Below are 19,517 nucleotides of genomic sequence, written 5' to 3'. Positions count from 1 at the left end.
CGGGCGGCGATGCTGCGGCAAACCGGCACGGACATGGTCATGCGCATCGGGATTGTCAGCGAAACCTATCCACCCGAGATCAACGGGGTCGCGCTGACCGTGCATGGCTTCGCCACTGGTCTTGCCGCGCGCGGACATGAGATCCAGCTGGTGCGGCCGCATCAGCCGCAACCATCCCGCGCCGAACCGGGCATCGATGTGATCGAGTTGCGCGGCGCCGCCCTGCCCCGCTATCCCGGCTTGCGCTTCGGCTGGCCAGCCGGACGTGCGTTGCAGCGGCAATGGATGCAGCAGCGGCCCGACGTGGTCTATGTCGCCACGGAAGGCCCGCTCGGCTGGTCGGCGGCACGCGCCGCCAGGCAACTGGATATCCCGCTGTGCAGTGGCTTCCACACCCGCTTCGATCACTACGCCAGCCACTACGGCGCGGGCCTTCTCGCACCGCTGCTGCGCGGCTACCTGCGCCGCTTTCACCAGCGCACCGCCGCCACGCTGGTGCCGACCGACACGCTCGCACGGGAGTTGCACGCCATGGGTATCGCCAACGCGCGCGTGCTGCGTCGCGCCGTGGACACGCAGCTCTTCCATCCGGGTCGGCGCGACGACGCCCTGCGCGCCAGCTGGGGCGTCGACGCCGCCACACCCGTGGTGCTTTACGTGGGACGCATCGCGGCGGAAAAGAATCTCGAACTGGCGATCGAGGCCTTTGACGCGATCCGCCATCGACAGCCGCAGGCGCGCTACCTCTGGGTAGGAGATGGTCCGGCGCGGGCCGCACTGCAGGCGGCGCACCCGGACTTCATCTTCGCCGGGATGCAGCGCGGCGAAGCGCTGGCGCGCCACGTCGCCAGCGCCGACCTGTTTCCGTTCCCCAGCCTCAGCGAAACCTTCGGCAACGTGATCATCGAGGCTCTCGCCGCCGGCCTGCCGGTGGTCGCGTATGCGCAAGGCGCGGCACGCGAACATCTCGACCACGGCGTCAACGGTTATGGCATCGAATCCGGCGACGCGCAGGGCTTCATCGATGCGGCAGTGCGGCTGGCCGGCAACCCGGCCCTGATCCGTCACATGGGCCGCGCCGCCCGCGCCAGCGTGGCCGGGCTTTCACCGGAATCGGTGATCCGCGATTTCGAAACCCTGCTGCGCGAGATGGCCGAGGAGAACCTGCATGAGCACGCCGCCGTCACTGCCCACTTCTGATCTCCTGCCCGGGCCGCGTTTCGCCCTGGATCGCCGCGTCTGCGTGTTCGCCAATCACTGGGGCGGGCGACGCGTGGTAGGCATGCTCTTCGGCATCGTCAGCCGGCTCGGCGACGGCGTGTTCTGGTACACACTGATGCTTGCACTGGCCATGCTCGGTGGTCAGCGCGGCCTGGCAGCGGCCTTGCACATGGCACTCACCGGCCTGGCGGCCCTGCTGCTGTACCGCGTGCTCAAGCGCTGGACCCGGCGACCGCGCCCCTACCGCGCCTGCCCCGGCGTGATCGCCCGCATGCCGCCGCTGGACGAATTCAGTTTCCCTTCCGGGCATACCTTGCAGGCCGTGGGGTTCACCGTGGTGGCACTGGCCTGGTATCCGCAGCTGGCACCCTTGCTGCTGGGTTTCACCACGCTGGTGGGAGTTTCGCGCGTGGTCCTGGGGCTGCACTATCCCAGCGACGTGCTCGCCGCCATCGTGCTTGGCGGCGGCGTGGGTGGCGCGTCGATCTGGCTGTGGCCGATGACGATCTGAGCCGCCTCACCGAGCCGGCTCGCTGTGCAGGCTTTGCGCACGCCGTAGCGAGTTCCTTTGCGCTCAGGCAGATAGCCTACTTGTCCACAGGCTTTACCCGGCGCGCTCCACAATCGCTGTGGAGAACTTCGCGCGACCGCTCAAGAAATCGACAAAGTGAGCCAAGTGTCTGCCGGCAAAAGGCGAACGACGGTTGTCCACAGGCTTGTACAGAAGACACCCACACCAACTGTGGACAACTTGCGCCGCACGCATGCGGGGAACGCGCGAAACCGCTCACCGCGAGCTGGACAATTGGTGACCAGCGCGTAGCAAGTCACTGATCGGCAAGTGGGCAATCGTGCTTGTCCACAGGGTTTGCCGCAACACTTCCACAGCCGCTGTGGAAAACCCTGCGGCGGATACGACGATGCCGCCCGCAGGCGGCATCGCTCATGACCAATCGAATGCCTCGACTCAGGCCGCGCGATCGGCCCGGGTCAGGATGCCGAGCAGGTCGGCCAGCTTGTCGCGCATCTCGCGGCGGTCGACGATCATGTCGATCGCGCCGTGGTCGAGCAGGAACTCCGAACGCTGGAAACCCTCCGGCAAGGTCTCGCGCACGGTCTGCTCGATCACCCGCGGACCGGCAAAACCGATCAGCGCCTTCGGCTCGCCGATGTTGATGTCGCCCAGCATCGCCAGGCTGGCGGAGACACCGCCGGTGGTGGGGTTGGTCAGCACGCTGATGTAGGGCACGCCGGCATCGCGCAGGCGCGCCAGCGCCGCCGAGGTCTTGGCCATCTGCATCAGCGAGAACAGCGCCTCCTGCATGCGCGCGCCGCCGGTGGCGGAGAAGCACACCAGGGCGCTCCTGTCGGCCAGCGCGCGCTCGGCGGCGCGGGCGAATTTCTCGCCGACCACCGAACCCATCGAGCCCCCCATGTAGGCGAACTCGAAGGCCGCCGCCATCAACGGCCGGCCCTTGAGCTTGCCGCTCATGGCGACCATCGCGTCCTTCTCGCCGACCTTCTTCTGGGTCGAGGTGATGCGGTCGCGGTACTTCTTGGAGTCGCGGAATTTCAGCGGATCGGTGGGCTCGAGGCCGGCCCACAGTTCCTGCGCCGAGCCATCGTCGAGCAGTGCATCGAGCCGCATCCGCGCGCTGATGTAATGGTGATGGCCGCACTTGGGGCACACCATCAGGTTGCGCTCCAGCTCCGGCTTGTACAGCACGGTGCCGCAACCACCGCACTTCTCCCACACACCCTCGGGCACCGAACCCTTGCCGCCGTTGGTTCCCTGCGGACGGGTCCGCGGGTTCATGATCTTCTGCAGCCAATTCATCGCAACACCTCAAACGTTCCTGACCCGAAACGGCCAGGCGACCGTTTCAGTGTGCATCCAGCGCCGCACGGATCGGCTGCAGGAAACCTTGCGCACGGGCGGTGATTTCCGCCGCGTCGGTGGCACCCGACAACCGCTCGACCAGCGCACTGCCGATCACCACCGCATCGGCGAAACCGGCAATCGCCTTCGCGCTTGCCGCATCGCGGATGCCGAAGCCCACCGCCACCGGCGCCTTCGCCCGGGTGCGGATGTCCGCCACGCGTGCGGCGATATCGCCGGTACTCAAGTGTGCCGCACCGGTGATGCCGGCGAACGAGACATAGTACAGGAAACCCTCGGCCGAACCGCACAGCTGCGCCATACGCGAGGGTGCGGTGGTGGGTGCGGCCAGCAGGATCTGCTGCAATCCGGCAACGCGCAGCGGCTGCAGCACGGCCGATTCCTCCAGCGGGCAATCCACCAGCAGCACGCCATCGACGCCGGCCGCCACGGCCTCCTGCGCGAAGCGCGCGTAGCCATGGATCTCGACCGGATTCAGATAGCCCATCAGCACGATCGGCGTGTCTGCATCGCGCCCGCGAAACTCGCCGACCCAGTCCAGCACCTCCTTCAGTCCGACCCCTTGGGCGATCGCCCGCTCGCTGGCGTGCTGGATCACCGGACCGTCGGCCATCGGATCGGAGAACGGCACGCCCAGCTCGATCAGGTCGGCGCCGGCATCGACCAGCGCATGCATCAGGGCGACCATGTGCGCGGGCGCGGGATCACCGGCGGTGACGAAGGGGATCAGCCCGGTGCGGCCGGCGGCCTTGAGTTTGGCGAAGCGGCGATCGATGCGGCTCATACCTCGACTCCTTCGCGCGCGGCGATCGTGTGCACGTCCTTGTCGCCGCGACCGGAGAGGTTGCACAGCACGATGCCGTCCTTCGGCAGCTCGCGCGCCAGCTTCATCGCCTGGGCGACCGCATGGCTTGACTCCAGCGCGGCCAGGATGCCTTCGGTGCGGGCCAGCAGGTGGAATGCCTCCATCGCCTCGTCATCCGTCACGCCGACATACTCGGCGCGCCCGGCGTCCTTCAGGAACGCGTGCTCGGGGCCGACGCCGGGATAGTCGAGTCCGGCCGAAATCGAATGCGTCTCGGTGATCTGGCCGTTGTCGTCGCACAGCACATAGGTGCGGTTGCCATGCAGCACGCCGGGGCGACCCGCAGCCAGCGAAGCGGCGTGGTGACCGGTGGCGATGCCCTCGCCTGCCGCCTCGGCGCCGACGATGCGCACATCGGCATCATTGAGGAAGGCGTGGAACAGGCCGATCGCATTCGAGCCGCCGCCCACGCAGGCGGTGAGCACGTCGGGCAGGCGGCCGTATTGCGCCAGCACCTGGGCCCGCGCCTCGCGCCCCACGATGGCGTTGAAGTCGCGCACCATCTTCGGGTATGGATGCGGGCCGGCCACCGTGCCGATGATGTAGAAAGTGTCGGCCACGTTGGTGACCCAGTCGCGCATCGCCTCGTTCAGCGCATCCTTCAGCGTCTTCGAACCGGACGTCACCGGCACCACCTCGGCGCCCAGCAGCTTCATCCGGTAGACGTTGATCTTCTGCCGCTCGATGTCCACCGCGCCCATGTAGACCACGCACTGCATGCCCAGGCGGGCGGCCACGGTGGCGCTGGCCACGCCATGCTGGCCGGCCCCGGTCTCGGCGATGATCCGCCGCTTGCCCATGTGCCGGGCCACCAGCGCCTGGCCGACGGTGTTGTTGATCTTGTGCGCGCCGGTGTGGTTGAGGTCCTCGCGCTTGAGCAGGATGCGCGCGCCCCCGACATGCTGCGACAGCCGCTCGGCGTGATAGACCGGACTGGGCCGCCCCACGTAGTGCTGCAGGTCGCGGTCGAGTTCGGCGAGGAAGCCTGCATCCTGGCGCAGGCGCTCGTAGGCCTCGCCCAGCTCGGCCAGCGGCGCCATCAGCGTCTCGGCGACATAACTGCCACCGTAGTTGCCGAAGCGGCCGTGCTCGTCGGGCCAGCGGTGGTAGTCCTGGATCGTGGGCATGGCGGGATTCCTGTGCGAAAAACTGAAGATCCCGATCATCGGGTCGGGAATGCCCTGAAGGTTATCGCAGTGTTGACCGTGCGGAAAAGCGATAAGATCGCCTCCATACCTCAGGAAAACTCAATCATGTCAGGGCGCGAACTGCCGCCGTTGAATGCCTTGCGCGCCTTCGAGGCGGTGGCGCGACTGCACAGCGTGGGCCGGGCCGCGACGGAACTGCACGTCACCCATGGCGCGGTCAGCCGGCAACTGCGCCTGCTCGACGAAGCGCTGGGCCGACCACTTTTCTCGCGCCAGGGCCGCGGACTGGCACTGACCGAGGCGGGCGAACAGCTGCACGCGGGCGCCGGCCTCGCCTTCGAGCAATTGCGCGACAGCTGGGCTGCCCTGCGTCATCACCACGAGCACTCACCGTTCGTGCTCGGTTGCGCCAGCAGCCTGCTGGCGCGCTGGCTGATCCCGCGGCTGGACCGGCTGGCGCACGACCTGCCCGGGCTGCGCCTGCATCTGTCGGCACAGGAGTCATCGCCCGTTGCGGAACTGGGCACGCTGGACGCCCTGTTGCTGTTGTCGGCGCCGCCGTGGCCCGCGGGCTGGCAGGTCGACACCTTGGCGCCGGAACGGATCGGCCCGGTGGTCAGCCCGCGCTACAGCGGCTGGCCGCAGCTGCAGGGACAGCCGCCCGCCCGCCTCCTCGACGAGCCGGTCCTGCACACCACCTCGCGCCCGCAGGCCTGGCCGGACTGGCTGCGTGGCATGGATCTGCCGCCCTCGCGCCCACCTGGCGGCGCGGGCTTTCCGCACCTCTACCATCTGCTGGAAGCGGCCATCGCCGGGCTGGGCGTGGCGATCGCGCCGGCGCCGCTGGTGGCCGACGACCTGGCGACCGGGCGACTGCTGGCGCCGTGGGGATTCCAGCCCACCACGGGCCACTGGATCCTGGCCAAGCCGCAGCGCTCCGGCGACCGTCGCGCCGACGCACTGGCCCAGTGGCTGCGCCAGGAACTGGCCGGCGGCTGAGCCGCGGCGACGCGTTACAGATAGCGACGGACCATCTCTTTCAGCTGCTCGGCCCGCGCTGGCGTCAGCGGCCCCAGCACGCCGCGCGCCGATGCGGGAATGTGTGCCGCGGGGTCTTCTTCGCCGAATACGTAGTGCTCCAGCAGCGTGCGCCAGGCCGCGCGATCGGCCGGGTCCAGCGACTTGAAACTGAGGATGGCGTGAAGCAGGCCATCCAGCGCCGTCGGCATGGCGCGGCCACGGCCGCTGCCGGGAATCCACCAGTAATTCACCAGCGCGTTGAGCGGCTGCAACGACTCCACGTGATGCCACCACAGCGGCGGGATGTAGATCGCGTCGCCCGGCTGCAGTTCGGCCACCTGTGCATGGGTCAGCGCCTCGCGCAAGCGCGGGAAACGCGGATCATCGACATGGTCCAGCCGGGCCAGGCTGATCGCCGCCCCGGTGGGAGCGAAATCCAGCGGCCCGATGTAGAGATTGCGCACCTGATCGGTGGGAAACAGGGTAAAGCGCCGGCTGCCACCGACCACGCAGGCGATGTTGGCGTATTCGTCGAAATGCACCGGGGTGGTGACGCGATTGCCGATCCACAGGCGCGGCTGGACCTGCGGATCGAGGAAAGCCAGTGCATGGTGTTCGAGAAAACCCGGCAAGCACTCGGCGATCAAGGCACTCTGCAAGGCCAGACCGGGCGGGTCGGGCAGTCGGCTGCAGGCGGCCAGCCGCTGCAGCACCTGGGTGACCGAGACCCGGTGATGCTGATAGTTGAAACCGTCGAAGGCGCTGTTGTAGCCGATCACGCCGCCCTCTGCCGGCGCCATCAGCAAGGCATCGACGTCGCTGCCGTTGTCCCACGCGGCCAGGCCTTGCGCCAGCGCCGTATCCGATTGCCGCGCCCAGCCCACCAGCGGCCAGTCGCGGCACAGCCCGCGGATGACCCGAGGCCGCTCACCGCCGACCAGGTCGTCCAGTTCGAGTGGCTGGCCACGCTGGCCATATTCCTCGATCGCAGCCGGCATGCGGTCTACTCCGCGTCAACCGCGCGCACCGCGCGAACGAAGGCTTCCAGCCGTGCCGGATCCTTGATGCCGGGCGCGGATTCCACGCCACTGGCCACGTCCACCGCCCATGGCCGGGCCATGCGCACGGCTTCCGCCACGTTGCCCGGCCCCAGCCCGCCAGCAACGATCAGCGGCTTTTCGCGCACTGGCGGCAGCAGCGACCAGTCGAACGCCTTGCCGCTGCCGCCGGCCTCGCCACGGGCATGGCCATCCAGCAGCAGGCCGACGGCATGCGGATAGTCGTGCCGGCGCGACAGACCGGCGGCGCCCTCGCCCATCGCCAGCGCCTTCAGGAATGGATGGCCAAACTGCGCGCACCAGGGGTCGGTTTCCTCGCCGTGGAACTGCAGCAGCGATGGCCGCACCTGCTCCAGCACCCGCTCCACCAGGCTCGCCTCGTCGTCCATGAACAAGGCCACGGTCGCCACGAAAGGCGGCAACGACTCGACGATGTCGCGGGCCTGCGCCAGGCCGACCTGCCGTCGACTGCGCGCGGTGAACACCAGCCCGATCGCATCGACACCCAGCCGTGCGGCGAGCACGGCGTCGTCGACCCGGGTCATGCCGCAGCACTTGATCCGGGTCATGGCTGGCTGACCTCGTCCGGCAGATGCCAGTGGCGCTCATAGCGTGGACCGATGAAGGTCAAGCCGGAAGCCGGCGCGGTGGGGCCGGCCACCTGGCGGTCACGGCCGGCCAGCAGTTCGCCCATCCATTCGACCGGCTGTTCGCCGCGGCCGATCGGCAGCAGCGAACCGACGATATTGCGCACCATGTGATGCAGGAAGGCATTCGCCTCGATCTCCACGAACAGCTGCTCGCCCTCACGTCGCACGCTCACCGCCAGCACGCTTCGCCGCGGGTGCGCCGCCTGGCAGGACAAGGCGCGGAATGCGCTGAAATCATGCTCGCCCAGCAGGGACTGGGCGGCGACATGCATGCGCTCGGCGTCCAGCGGCAGGCGCTCCCAGGTGACGTAGCGCGCATCCAGCGCCGCGCGCACCGGCCGGTTCAGCAGGTGATAGCGGTAGCGCCGGCTGCGCGCGGCGTAACGCGCATGGAAACTGTCCGGTACCGGCTGCGCCCACAGCACGGCCACGCTGTTCGGCAGGTTGGAGCAGCTGCCCAGTATCCAGCCACGCATGTCGCGGTTGGCGTCGGTATCGAAATGCACGACCTGGCAGCGGCCATGCACGCCCGCGTCGGTGCGCCCGGCGCAGCTGACCTCGACCGGATGCGCGGCCACCATCGACAGCGCCCGCTCCAGCGCACCCTGCACGCTGACATCCTGCTTCAGCCGCTGCCAGCCGCAGAAGTCGGTGCCGTCGTACTCGATGCCCAGAGCGATACGCATGGATCGTGCAGAACCTGAGGGGGAAACGTCGAAGATTAGCAGGCCAAAACGGCATCGGGCCGGCTAGGCCGGCCCGATGCCACACAAGCAAAGCAGGAAACTCAGTGCAGGCTGTCCAGCAGCCGCTTGGCCACGTCACGCTGCATCTGGCTGCCTTCCTTCATCACCTCGCCCAGCATGGCGCGGGCGCCCTCGGCGTCGCCCATGTCGACGTAGGCACGTGCCAGGTCGAGCTTGGTGTCCACCGGATCGTCGTTGAAGTCACCGAGATCCCGGTCATCGTCGTGGCTCGCCGGGGCACGCTCGGCCTCCTCGAAATTCCAGTCCGAAGCCGGCTCCGCCGGTGCTGTGGGAGCGCGGGGCGCCACCACCGTGACATCTTCCGGCGCCGCTTCCGGACGCGCCGGCGGCGTCGCGGCGGGATGGGTCAGGTCGAAGTTGAAGTTGTACTCGCTGACCTTCTTCGGGCCGGCGCCGGGCAGCGGCGGCATCGAGGAGACCACGGTGGGCGCGTCGCTCGCATCGGCGTAGTCGTCGATGTTGAACTCGCCATGGGCGTCGGCCTCGTCGTGCGTGGTGGACGCCTCGTGGTGGTCGAACAGCGGGTGACCGGGCACCAGGTCCTCGCCCATGTGCAGCACGTCCTGCCACTCGTCCTGCTGCGGGTCAGTGATGTGGGCATGCATTGCCTCGGCAGCCGCCTCGAAGTGGTCGACGTCGCGGCGCGAGTAATACAGCGTGACCAGTTCCAGGTGCAGGCCGATGTCATCCGGATGCTCGGCCAGCTGGTCGAGCAGCTCTTCCTGGTCGACATCGTCGCCCAGCAGATCCTGCTCGGCAGCGCCGGGGACGGCTCCGAAACGGTCGGCCAGCGAGGTGGACGACTTGGCTGCCGCGGCGGCAGCCGGCTTGCGCCGACGGCCCAGCATCGCCAGCAGGACCAGCAGCGCGACCGCGGCAGCACCGGCAGCCCATGCCCAGGTCTGCATGTACCACGGCTGTTCCTCGACCGGCGCGGGAGTCGGCGCGGGACGCGGCGCGACCGGCCTGGTCACTGGCGGCTTGACCGGCTCGACCGGCTTGACGGCCGCCGAGTCCGCCAGCGGCGTGGTCACCGTGGTGGCGGAGGAAACCGGCGCACTGGCCGCAGTGGATGCCAACGCCGGCGTGGCGGTCGCAGGCGGCGTCATGGTCGTGCCGGCATGGGTCGCTTCAAGCTCGGTCCTGGCAGCCGGCGCGGCCGCGGCAGGTGCGGGAGCAGCTGCCACCTTGGCCGCACTGGCGGCAACCGCCGGCATGCCGGCGCTTTTCCTTGCTGCGGCCAGCTTGGCCTGCAGTTCGGCGATCTCGTTGTCCTTCAGCGACAGCAGTCGTTCGTTCTTGCTGTTGATGTCGCTGAGGTCCTTCAGCCGGGTCTTCAGGTCCGAACTCTGCTGCTGCAGGCTGGCCAGGCTTTCCTGGCTCCGCAGCAGATCCTGGCGCAGGCTGGCAGAGGACTTGTCGCCAGCCCCCGTGCCCTGGGTTCCGGCGCCACTGCCCTGCCTGGCAGGCACCAGCGCGAGCCGGTCGCCGTTGCCGACAGCGGCGGTGGAAGCATCGGAGCTCGACGCACGGGTAGCGGCATCGGCCACGATCGTGGGCTTGCCGGGCACGCCGGCGCGCCAGTCGCTGTTCTGGCGACGGACTTCGGCGGCAGCGGCAGCGATGGTCATCGCCTGCGCCTCGGCCGAGGTCGGCACGCGCAGCACCGCGCCGCTCTTCAATGCATTGATGTTGTCGCGGTAGAACGCATCAGGGTTGGCCTGCTTGAGCGCCAGCATCATCTGCTGCACGTCGACGCCGGACGGAGCCACCTCGCGCGCGATGCCGGACAGGGTCTGGCCGCGCTCGACCGGACCGAGCTGGCCGTTGCCGGCCACGGGCGCGGCCGGCCTTGCCGCAGGCGCAGTCGCCTTCGGCGCCATGGCGACGGGAGCCTTCGGGTGGGGCGCGGACCGGACGGGGGCGGGAGTCGCCGCCACCGGGGCCTTCGCGGCGGCATTCGGCGGGTCGAGCAGGATCGCGTACTCGCGCACGCTCTTGCCGGCCTTGCCGTTCACCTCAAGCAACAGGTCGAGGAAGGGATCGTCCACCGGCGTGCTGCTGGTGATGCGGATCACCGGATGGGTGCCGCCGGCGTTGGCCACGCTGAAATGCAGCGGGATCGAGGTGCGCCCGCCCACGATGCCGGCGCGCGCGAATTCCTCGGTGGAAGCCAGCTGGACGCTGAGATTCTGCAGCTCCGCCGGATTGTCCGAATGCAGCGGGATCTCGGCCAGCAGCGGTTGGCCCAGCGCCGACTTGACCTGGATCTGGCCCAGATCCATGGCCATCGCCTGGCTGGTGCCCAGCGCCAGCGCGATCAGCACCGACAATTTCAACGAACGATTCATGCGTGTTCCCCCGAACGATCCTGACGCAACTCTCTAGGTTGGCGTTGCCGCGATTGACGACCACGACCCCAATCGAGGTGCCACTTTAGTTACATGAAGGCCAATCAACAATAGGCGCGACGAATACTTGCGATGCATTGCTGCGGTGTGTTCTCACCCCGGCAACGCCTTTCAATGCTGCCCGCCGGACTGGCCGGATTGCAATTCCTGCAGCTGCTTCTGCAGCTCGGCGATCGTCTTGTCCTGCTCCTGCAGGCGTTCGCCGGCCCGTTTGCTGTCCGATTCCCGCCGTTGCACGTCGCGTTCCAGCCGTTTGACCTCGGCCTCGCTGCGCGCCACCTTGCGCTGCACCCCGCCCCCGTCCCGGGCGGCAGCAGCGGCTCCCGGCTGCGCGTGCGCCGAGGCCGGGGCCGGAGCTTGGGCCGTCGCCCAGGCGGCACCGGCCGACACAAGGCATGCAAATACAAATACCTGGATCAAACGCATTTCAGAGATAGTCCTCGATCAACAACTCGGCGATCTGAACCGCATTGAGCGCCGCGCCCTTGCGGATATTGTCCGACACGATCCACAGGTCCAGCCCGCGATCGTGCGAGATGTCTTCGCGCACCCGCCCCACGAAGACCCCGTCCGCCCCGGCAGCCTCGCCCACCGGGGTCGGATAGCCACCCGGCTTGCGCTCATCCACCAGCACCACGCCCGGCGCCTGGCGCAGCAGTTCGCGGGCCTGCTCGGCGGTGATCTTTTCGCTGGTCTCGATGTGCACGGCCTCGGAATGGCCATAGAACACCGGTACCCGCACCGCGGTCGGATTCACCTGGATCGACTCGTCCTCCAGGATCTTGCGGGTCTCCCACACCAGCTTCATTTCCTCCTTGGTGTAGCCGTTGGGCTGGAAGTCGTCGATCTGCGGGATGACATTGAACGCGATCTGCGCCGGGAATTTCTTGCCCGGCTCCACGCTTTGGAAGTTCAGCAGGGCCGCGGTTTCCCGCCCCAGCTCCTCCATGCCGCTGCGGCCCGCGCCGGAAACGGACTGGTAGGTGGCCACGTTGATCCGCTCGATCTGCACCGCACGATGGATCGGCGCCAGCGCCACCAGCATCTGCATGGTCGAGCAGTTCGGGTTGGCGATGATGCCGCGGCTGGTGTACTGGGCGATCGCGTGCGGGTTGACCTCGCTGATCACCAGCGGAATGTCGTCCTGGTAGCGGAACTCGGAAGTGTTGTCGATCACCACCGCGCCGGCTGCCGCTGCCCGCGGCGCGTATTCGCGGCTGACCGAACCGCCCGCGGAGAAGAACGCGATGTCGACGCCTTCGAAATCGTAGGTGTCCAGCAACTGCACGGTGATGTCCCGGCCCGCGAAGCTGACCTTGCCGCCGGCCGAACGCTCGCTGGCCAGCGGCACCAGCTCGCTGACCGGGAAATCGCGCTCGGCGAGGATCGCCAGCACGGTCTCGCCGACCGCACCGGTGGCGCCGACCATGGCGACCTTGTAACTGCTCTTCTGACTCATGGGGTGGCTTGCTCTCGGAATAGGAAGACCGTGCCGCTCACAGCACGTTCGGGTTGAGGATATTGGGCGGACGCCCGGCCTGCGGACCGTGGCCGAACATGGCCAGCACATTGTCCACCGCCACCGAGGTCATCGCGCGGCGGGTTTCGGTGGTGGCGCTGGCGATATGCGGGCTGAGCACCACGTTGTCGAGCGCTAGCAGCGCCGGATGAACCTTCGGCTCGCCCTCGAAAACATCCAGCGCCGCACCGGCCAGGCGGCGTTCGCGCAACGCCGTGGCCAGCGCCGCGTCGTCGACGATGCCGCCGCGGGCAATGTTGATCAGCATCGCGGTCGGCTTCATCTGCGCCAGTTCAACGGCGCCCACGGCATGGCGGGTCTGCGTGGTCAGCGGCAGCGCCAGCACCAGGAAGTCGGATTCGCGCAGCAGTTGCTGCTTGTCGACATGACGCGCGTTGCAGCCCCGCTCGTCCGCCTCGGGCAGCGGCGTGCGGTTGTGGTAGATCACCGGCATGCCGAACCCGAGTGCGCGCCGCGCGATCGCCTGCCCGATGCGACCCATGCCCAGGATGCCGAGCGTGCGCCCGCGCACGTCGGTGCCAAGCCAGGCCTTGAATTCGGTGGCCTGCCAGTGTCCGGCGCGCAACCAGCGCTCGGCGGCGCTCATCCGGCGCGCGGCACCGAGCAACAGGGCCCAGGTGTAGTCGGCCACGCTCTCGTTGAGCACGTCGGCGGTGTTCGACACCGCGATGCCGGCGGCGCTCATGGCGTCCAGGTCGATGTTGTCGTAGCCCACGCCCAGGTTGGCCACGATGCGCAGGCGCTCCGCCGCGCCGATCTCGGCTGCTCCGATGCGATCCTTGAGCCCGACGATCACCGCGTCCTGGCCGGCCAGACGAGCCGCCAGTTCCGACTGGCTGAACTTGCGCTCCTCCGCCTCGACGGTCACCTGGAAATGCGGCTCCAGCCGGGCAATGACCCCCGGAAAGGTGGGCCGGGAAACCCAGACGCGCGGCTTGTCGGTCATCGGCGTGATTCCGGTTGCTGCGGTTGAAGTCAGGCGATGCGCGGCGCGACCGCACCCACGTCGCCGCATTGCGCCCGGTGGCGCAACGCGTGGTCCATCAGCACCAGCGCCATCATCGCTTCGGCGATGGGCGTGGCGCGGATGCCGACGCAGGGATCGTGTCGCCCCTTGGTGACCACGTCCACCGGCTCGCCGGCCAGGTTCAGGCTGTGGCCGGGAATCAGGATGCTGGAGGTGGGTTTCAGCACGATCGAGGCGGTGACCGGCTGACCGCTGCTGATGCCACCGAGAATACCGCCGGCATGATTGGACGTAAAGCCGTCCAAATGCATCTCGTCGCGATGCTCGCTGCCGCGCTGGGCCACGGCGGCGAAACCGTCGCCGATCTCCACGCCCTTGACCGCGTTGATCGACATCAATGCACTGGCCAGCTCGCTGTCGAGCTTGCCGTAGATCGGTTCGCCCCAGCCCGGCGGCACGCCCTCGGCGACCACGTCGACGCGGGCGCCCACCGAATCGCCGGACTTGCGCAGCGCGTTGATGTAGTCCTCCAGCGCCGGCACCTGGGCCGCATCCGGCCAGAAGAACGGGTTCTGCTCCACCGCATCCCAGTCGAAGGCGGCGGGCCGGATCTCGCCGATCTGCGCCAGGTGGCCGCGCACGCGCACGCCATGACGCTCGGCCAGCCATTTCTTGGCGATCACCGCGGCGGCGACGCGCATGGTGGTTTCGCGCGCAGACGAACGCCCTCCGCCGCGGGGGTCGCGGATGCCGTATTTCTGCCAGTAGGTGTAGTCGGCATGGCCGGGGCGGAAGGTCTGTTCGATCTCGCCGTAGTCCTTGCTGCGCTGGTCGGTGTTGCGGATCAGCAGCGCGATCGGCGTGCCGGTGGTCTTGCCCTGGTACACGCCGGAAAGAATCTCCACCTCGTCCGCCTCGTGCCGCTGCGAGGTGTAGCGGCTGCGGCCGGTGGCGCGACGATCGAGGTCGGCGCGGAATTCATCGGCGCCGATCGCCAGCCCCGGCGGGCAGCCGTCGATCACGCAGCCGATCGCCGGCCCGTGGCTCTCGCCGAAGGTGGTGACGGTTAACAGTTTGCCGAACGCGTTGCTGGACACGGGGTTTGGACGTCCACAGGGAAACCGGCACAGCTTAACCGTGATGGGCCTCGCCTGCCTGCCGTGCGCGCCACTCGTGGTCGAGCATGGCGAAAATCACGTCATCGACCCATTCGCCCTTGAACCAGAGGCTTTCGCGATGATGCGCCTCCTGGCGCATGCCCAGCGCCCGCAGCATGGCCATGCTGGCCAGATTGCGGGGATCGACCGAGGCGTGGACGCGATGGCGGCCAAGTTCGCCGAAGACGAAGCCCAGCAGCGCCCGCACGGCCTCGCTGGCGTAGCCCAGCCCCTGGCGGGCCGGGGCAAGGCTGACGCCGAACTCGACCGAATCCCGCGGATCCTCGGGCAGGCACACACCCAGGTCGCCGACCAGGGCGCCGTCTTCGCGCAAGCGGATCGCGCGCTGGAACCAGCCCTGCACAGGCGACGCCGGCTGCGCCGCGATGAACTCGTCGGCCGCGGCGAGATCGGCCGGGCACCAGCCCTGATAAAGCGCCACCCGCGGATCGGCGCGGCAGGCAAACAGGGCTTGCGCGTCGGCTGGTCGCAGCGCGTCGATCCGCAGTCGCGCGGTGACCAGCTCCATCGTTCAGCCCGGGCGGCGCGCGGCAGCCGCGGCCTTGATGGCGGCGGCATGCTCGACGAGATCGCGCCGCTCCAGCGCGAACACGCCCATCTGGCCGACCTTGAACTCGACCCAGATGAACGGCACTTCGGGCAGCAGCGCGGCCAGCGCGTGCTCGCTCTCGCCCACCTCGACGATCAGCAGGCCGTCCTCGGTGAGGTAGTCGGCCGCCTCGTCCAGCATGCGCAGGCACAGGTCCAGGCCGTCGATGCCGGAGGTGAGGCCGAGCTTCGGCTCGTGTGCGTATTCGCCCGGCAGCGCGGCGTACTCATCCTCGGTGACATAAGGCGGATTGGACACGATCAGGTCGTACTGGCGCCCCGCCACGCCGGCGAACAGGTCGGAGCGGATCGCCTCGACCCGGCCCTCGACGTGCTGGAACACGATGTTCTCGCGCGCCAGCGACAGCGCCTCGTCGCTGATGTCGACGATGTCGACCTGCCACTCCGGGTTGTACTCGGCCATCGCGATGCCGATGCAGCCCGAGCCGGTGCACAGGTCCAGCGCCCGTTCGACGTGGCGCTCGTCCAGCCATGGCGCGAAGCCCGACTCGATCAGTTCGGCGATCGGCGAACGCGGCACCAGGGCGCGGCGGTCGCTCTTGAACTTCAGCCCGGCGAACCAGGTTTCGCCGACCAAATAGGCCACCGGCAGGCGCTCGTTGACACGCCGATCGATCAACGCCAGCACGTTCGCCCGCTCCTCGGCCGTGAGCCGACCCGCGCCGTAGGCAGGCGGGATATCCGGCGGCAGGTTCAGGCTGGCCAGCACCAGGTGGGTGGCCTCGTCGATCGGGTTGTCATGGCTGTGGCCGAAGGTCAGCCCGGCGGCCGAAAAGCGACTGGCGCCATAACGGATGAAGTCGATGATGGTGGCAAGTTCGGCAGTCACGGCGATCCATGGGTGCGGCGAGGGGCCGGGCATTATACGGCCAGGAGCGGGACCGGCTGGCCTTCGGGCCAGCAGCAACCTCAATCGTTCGCCCCGAGCGCAGCGGGGCCGAGGGGCTCCACCACGAGTGGCCGATCCTTCCGTACGCAAGCCTGTGCCCGGGGTGAACAGCGCCGGTATCCCTCTATACTGGGCGGATGACTTTCAAAGTATTCCTCCAGTACGCCCTGCCCCACCGCTTCCTGTCGCGCCTGGTCTACTGGGCCACGCGCTGGACCTTCGTGCCGTGGAAGAACTGGCTGATCACCACCATCGTGCGCAATTACCAGGTGAACATGGCCGAGGCGGCGCAGCCCGATCCGCTGGCCTACCAGCACTTCAATGCCTTCTTCACCCGCAAGCTGCGTCCGGACGCACGCCGTGCCGACGCCGATCCGGCCGCCCTGGTCTCGCCTGCCGATGGCCGCATCAGCCAGTCGGGCGCCATCGTCGAAGGGCGCATCTTTCAGGCCAAGGGGCAGGAGTACACCGCCGCCGAACTGCTCGGCGGCGACGAAGCCGCGGCCGCGCCCTTCCGCAACGGCCGTTTCGTCACCGTCTACCTGTCGCCCCGCGACTACCACCGGGTGCACATGCCGCTGCAGGGCACCCTGCGCGAAACCGTGCATGTGCCAGGCCGGATCTTCAGCGTGGCGCCGTTCGCGGTGGCCGCGATCCCCCGCCTGTTCGCCCGCAACGAGCGGCTGGTCTGCCACTTCGATGGCGAACACGGGCCGTTCGTGGTGGTCATGGTGGGCGCGATCCTGGTCTCGTCGGTGGCTACCGTGTGGGACGGCCTGGTGATTCCGCCCTACGCCTCGTCGATCAGGCGCAAGTCGTTCGCCGGCCAGAACATCACCCTGGAGCGCTTCGCCGAGATGGCGCGCTTCAACATGGGTTCCACCGTGATCATGCTGTTGCCCGAAGGCACGGCCGAGCTGGATCCGCTCGCGCCGCAGCAGGCGGTGCAGGTCGGTCAGCGGCTGGGCCACCGCCCGGGCTGAAGCAGCACCGTTGGCGGAGGGTCGACCCGCCGAAAAGTCGCCGGCACGGCCCGCCAACCTGACGCGAAACGTCAGTATGTGACGCCCTGCGCGCAATTGACCGCCTTGACCCGCTACACTCCGCGTCGGAATCGTGCGCAGGGGGCACGGTTGAATTCAAGCGCCGAGGGGATCTCATGCAAATATTGACGCCATTCCTTGTGATGATGCGCGCGCGCCAGCTTGGCCGCCAATTCCGCGACATCGAACGCATCGTCCGGGCGCTGCCCAAACGCAGCCATGAGCGCCTCAGCACCCTCACCCTGCGCGAAATCGGCCAGGCCTCACGCAGCGACTTCCCGCACCTGCACGGCACCGCCCCCGAAGCGCGCTACCTGCCCTGGGGCCAGGGCACCGAAGCCGGCTACGAGCGCGCCCGTTCCGGCAATGCCGAAGTGGCGATGCGCGGCATCGCGCTGTGGCTGGCGGTGGCCTACCACGAGACCAAGAACTCGCCCCACGCAAGCCTGCAGCCGCAGTACCGCCAGCTGATGCAGCTGCTGCGCGAACTGAAGGAAGCGCAGAGCCAGGGCAGCACGGTCGACAGCTGGATGCAGCAGACCGCCGTCGCCTGAACGGCCGCCGGTCGCGCCGCTCAACGCCTGTGAAGAAAACCACGATCCTGTGGTTTTCTTCTATCGCGAGTCCGGTACACGCCCGGACTCGCTCACGCGAATCAGGCACTTGCGTGCCCGATCCGCGTCCGGCCATCCCTTGCCGGGCTTCGAGGTTGAAAAAATCACAACCCCTCAGCGACAGACCGGCAATTTCAGCTGCTGACCGATGCGCAGGTGCTGGTGGCGAATGCCATTCATCTCGGCAATCTCCTGCACGCTCGAACACTGCAGCTTGCGCACGATGCTGATCAGCGTATCGCCGCGGCGCACACGATAATTCTTCGTGCCCCGGCTCCGGGCCGGTGCCTTGGCCACCGGTGCGGCGACCACCGGGATGACCGCCTTGTGCAGGTCGCTGGCCAGGATCGGCCACGGACCGTCGACGCAACGCGAGGCGTAGGCCTGCTCCAGGACTTTCGGCAACTGCAACATGGTGCCGGCCGGCTGGCTCACCTGCGGATCGAGCCGGGGGTTGAGATTGCGCAGGGTGCGGAACCAGCCGTCGCTCATGCCGCCCGCCGAACCGAGGCAGACGGTCAGCTCCGACAGCGACGCGGGCCGCTTCAGGGTGATCGTGCCAGGCACGCTGTCGAGTCGGGGGAAGCGCAGGTTGTAGCTGTCCGGATGCTGGAACAGCCAGGCCGCGGCCAGCACCGCGGGCACGTAGTCGCGGGTCTCCTGCGACAGGTCGTTGTAGATCCGCGGATCGTAGAAACTCACCGAGGTGTCGTCGCCGACCAGCCGCCGGATGCGGCCCTCGCCGCCGTTGTAGGCGGCGATGGTCAGTTCGAGGTTGTCGTTGAAGATCCGCAGCTGCTCGTTCATGTACTCGGCATTCGCACGCGCCGAAGCCGCCGGATCGAAGCGGGTGTCGAAGCCGTCGTCGCTGACCAGGCCGAAGCGCATGCCGGTGGCGTACATGAACTGCAGCGGACCTGCCGCACCCGAACGCGAAACCGCGTGGACCTTGCCGCCGGATTCCTTGGCCATGATGCCGAACAGCAGCGCCTCGGGCAGGTCGGCCTTCTCGTAGGCCGGCCACATCTGGTAGCGCATGTACTGATAGTTGACGTACGCGTCCATCAATTGCGGCCGCCACTGGGTCAGCCACATCTCCAGCGCGGCCTTGACCGGGCCGTTCATCGCGATCAGTTGCGAAAGCTTCTGGCCATGCAGCAGGGTCACGCTGCGCTGGGCCTGCGGCAGGCTGGCCGCGCCGGTCTTGCCGGCGATGGCCTGCGCCGCCTGCGCGGGATCGACATCGCTGTCCAGGTCCTGCGCGCCGCCGAAATCGCCGTCTTTCAGGCGCAGCAGGTGATCAAAGGTCGAGAAGAAGCGCTGCGGATCACAGCCTGCGGTATTCCCGCAACGTGCCGATGCATCCTTCAGGCGATCCAGCGACCGGGTCAGGCTCGCCTGCGAAGCCTGCAGGTCACCCTCGCGGGATTGCTGCAAGGCGGTTTCGTAACCCTTGCCGGCGACGTCGAGTTCGCCATACAGCGCACCGACCTGGGCCGAAGGTTTGGCCGGGCCGCTGGCACAGGCACCGAGAAGACTGGCCGCCACGGCGATCGACGCCAGGCGGATGGAACGCATCACCGAACACGACAACATCAGAAACACCACCCCCGGAAAACGCCCACCATAGCGGGCGC

Annotated in this window: 19 protein-coding genes; 5 read left to right on the top strand and 14 right to left on the bottom strand. The window is 68.2% G+C overall.

Annotated features, from left to right (window positions below):
• Window positions 1–39: 39 nt before the first annotated feature.
• Both ABNK63_RS06710 and ABNK63_RS06705 read left to right on the top strand, forming a co-directional pair.
• A complete protein-coding gene (locus ABNK63_RS06710; protein WP_040672752.1) occupies window positions 40–1,200 on the top strand; it encodes a glycosyltransferase family 1 protein in 1,161 nt (386 codons plus the stop codon).
• The gene (locus ABNK63_RS06705; protein ID WP_007805021.1) at window positions 1,169–1,732 is read left to right on the top strand and encodes a phosphatase PAP2 family protein; all 564 of its coding nucleotides are present in this window, start codon (window positions 1,169–1,171) and stop codon (window positions 1,730–1,732) included. The genes ABNK63_RS06710 and ABNK63_RS06705 overlap by 32 nt, the downstream gene beginning before the upstream one ends.
• A gap of 456 nt (window positions 1,733–2,188) precedes the next feature.
• Here ABNK63_RS06705 and accD read toward each other — a convergent pair whose 3' ends face one another.
• The 3 genes from accD to trpB are packed head-to-tail and all read right to left on the bottom strand — an operon-like array spanning window position 2,189 to window position 5,113.
• A complete protein-coding gene (gene accD / locus ABNK63_RS06700) occupies window positions 2,189–3,058 on the bottom strand; it encodes an acetyl-CoA carboxylase, carboxyltransferase subunit beta (protein ID WP_350017018.1) in 870 nt (289 codons plus the stop codon).
• A 46-nt stretch (window positions 3,059–3,104) separates the two neighbouring features.
• Window positions 3,105–3,905 carry a tryptophan synthase subunit alpha gene (gene trpA, locus ABNK63_RS06695; protein WP_007805019.1) on the bottom strand — a complete coding sequence of 267 codons (801 nt, stop codon included), beginning with the start codon at window positions 3,903–3,905 and terminating at the stop codon, window positions 3,105–3,107.
• Window positions 3,902–5,113, bottom strand: coding sequence for a tryptophan synthase subunit beta (trpB, locus tag ABNK63_RS06690; RefSeq protein WP_007805018.1), 1,212 nt, complete (start codon window positions 5,111–5,113; stop codon window positions 3,902–3,904). The genes trpA and trpB overlap by 4 nt, the downstream gene beginning before the upstream one ends.
• A 126-nt stretch (window positions 5,114–5,239) precedes the next feature.
• On the opposite strand from trpB, the gene ABNK63_RS06685 reads away from it, so the two are divergent.
• Window positions 5,240–6,133, top strand: a complete 894-nt coding sequence (locus ABNK63_RS06685; protein WP_007805017.1) for a LysR family transcriptional regulator — start codon at window positions 5,240–5,242, stop codon at window positions 6,131–6,133.
• 14 nt (window positions 6,134–6,147) lie between these two features.
• Here the strand turns inward: ABNK63_RS06685 and ABNK63_RS06680 are convergent, their stop codons facing one another.
• From ABNK63_RS06680 to prmB, 10 genes are all read right to left on the bottom strand, one after another.
• The gene (locus ABNK63_RS06680; RefSeq protein ID WP_350017017.1) at window positions 6,148–7,152 is read right to left on the bottom strand and encodes a cupin-like domain-containing protein; all 1,005 of its coding nucleotides are present in this window, start codon (window positions 7,150–7,152) and stop codon (window positions 6,148–6,150) included.
• 5 nt (window positions 7,153–7,157) lie between these two features.
• Window positions 7,158–7,781 (bottom strand): phosphoribosylanthranilate isomerase, encoded by a 624-nt coding sequence (locus tag ABNK63_RS06675; RefSeq protein WP_007805015.1) that lies wholly within the window; start codon window positions 7,779–7,781, stop codon window positions 7,158–7,160.
• Entirely contained in the window at window positions 7,778–8,548 is a 771-nt protein-coding gene (truA, locus tag ABNK63_RS06670) for a tRNA pseudouridine(38-40) synthase TruA (RefSeq protein WP_007805014.1), read from the bottom strand. The genes ABNK63_RS06675 and truA overlap by 4 nt, the downstream gene beginning before the upstream one ends.
• Window positions 8,549–8,649: 101 nt before the next feature.
• Entirely contained in the window at window positions 8,650–10,980 is a 2,331-nt protein-coding gene (locus tag ABNK63_RS06665) for a FimV/HubP family polar landmark protein (protein WP_007805013.1), read from the bottom strand.
• Between the two features lie 171 nt (window positions 10,981–11,151).
• The gene (locus ABNK63_RS06660) at window positions 11,152–11,466 is read right to left on the bottom strand and encodes a hypothetical protein (RefSeq protein ID WP_050981405.1); all 315 of its coding nucleotides are present in this window, start codon (window positions 11,464–11,466) and stop codon (window positions 11,152–11,154) included.
• A gap of 1 nt (window position 11,467) precedes the next feature.
• Entirely contained in the window at window positions 11,468–12,499 is a 1,032-nt protein-coding gene (locus ABNK63_RS06655) for an aspartate-semialdehyde dehydrogenase (RefSeq protein WP_007805011.1), read from the bottom strand.
• Window positions 12,500–12,536: 37 nt separating this feature from the next.
• Window positions 12,537–13,526, bottom strand: a complete 990-nt coding sequence (locus ABNK63_RS06650; RefSeq protein WP_007805010.1) for a D-glycerate dehydrogenase — start codon at window positions 13,524–13,526, stop codon at window positions 12,537–12,539.
• A 29-nt stretch (window positions 13,527–13,555) separates the two neighbouring features.
• Window positions 13,556–14,644 (bottom strand): chorismate synthase, encoded by a 1,089-nt coding sequence (gene aroC, locus ABNK63_RS06645; protein WP_007805009.1) that lies wholly within the window; start codon window positions 14,642–14,644, stop codon window positions 13,556–13,558.
• Between the two features lie 34 nt (window positions 14,645–14,678).
• Complete coding sequence (locus ABNK63_RS06640) at window positions 14,679–15,233, bottom strand: GNAT family protein (RefSeq protein WP_007805008.1); 555 nt, start codon at window positions 15,231–15,233, stop codon at window positions 14,679–14,681.
• A 3-nt stretch (window positions 15,234–15,236) separates the two neighbouring features.
• A complete protein-coding gene (prmB, locus tag ABNK63_RS06635; RefSeq protein ID WP_007805007.1) occupies window positions 15,237–16,163 on the bottom strand; it encodes a 50S ribosomal protein L3 N(5)-glutamine methyltransferase in 927 nt (308 codons plus the stop codon).
• Window positions 16,164–16,360: 197 nt separating this feature from the next.
• Here prmB and asd point away from each other — a divergent pair, with 197 nt between their 5' ends.
• Both asd and ABNK63_RS06625 read left to right on the top strand, forming a co-directional pair.
• Window positions 16,361–17,206 carry an archaetidylserine decarboxylase gene (asd, locus tag ABNK63_RS06630; protein WP_007805006.1) on the top strand — a complete coding sequence of 282 codons (846 nt, stop codon included), beginning with the start codon at window positions 16,361–16,363 and terminating at the stop codon, window positions 17,204–17,206.
• 176 nt (window positions 17,207–17,382) lie between these two features.
• A complete protein-coding gene (locus ABNK63_RS06625; protein ID WP_040672675.1) occupies window positions 17,383–17,820 on the top strand; it encodes a hypothetical protein in 438 nt (145 codons plus the stop codon).
• Window positions 17,821–17,994: 174 nt separating this feature from the next.
• Here ABNK63_RS06625 and ABNK63_RS06620 read toward each other — a convergent pair whose 3' ends face one another.
• Window positions 17,995–19,476, bottom strand: a complete 1,482-nt coding sequence (locus ABNK63_RS06620) for a lytic transglycosylase domain-containing protein (protein WP_007805003.1) — start codon at window positions 19,474–19,476, stop codon at window positions 17,995–17,997.
• Window positions 19,477–19,517: the final 41 nt, after the last annotated feature.

This window comes from Rhodanobacter sp. IGA1.0, from assembly GCF_040208325.1.
In the GTDB taxonomy this organism is placed as follows: Bacteria; Pseudomonadota; Gammaproteobacteria; order Xanthomonadales; family Rhodanobacteraceae; genus Rhodanobacter; species Rhodanobacter spathiphylli.
Note: the sequence above shows the minus strand (reverse complement) of the source record. Positions and strands in the feature narration are given on the sequence as shown.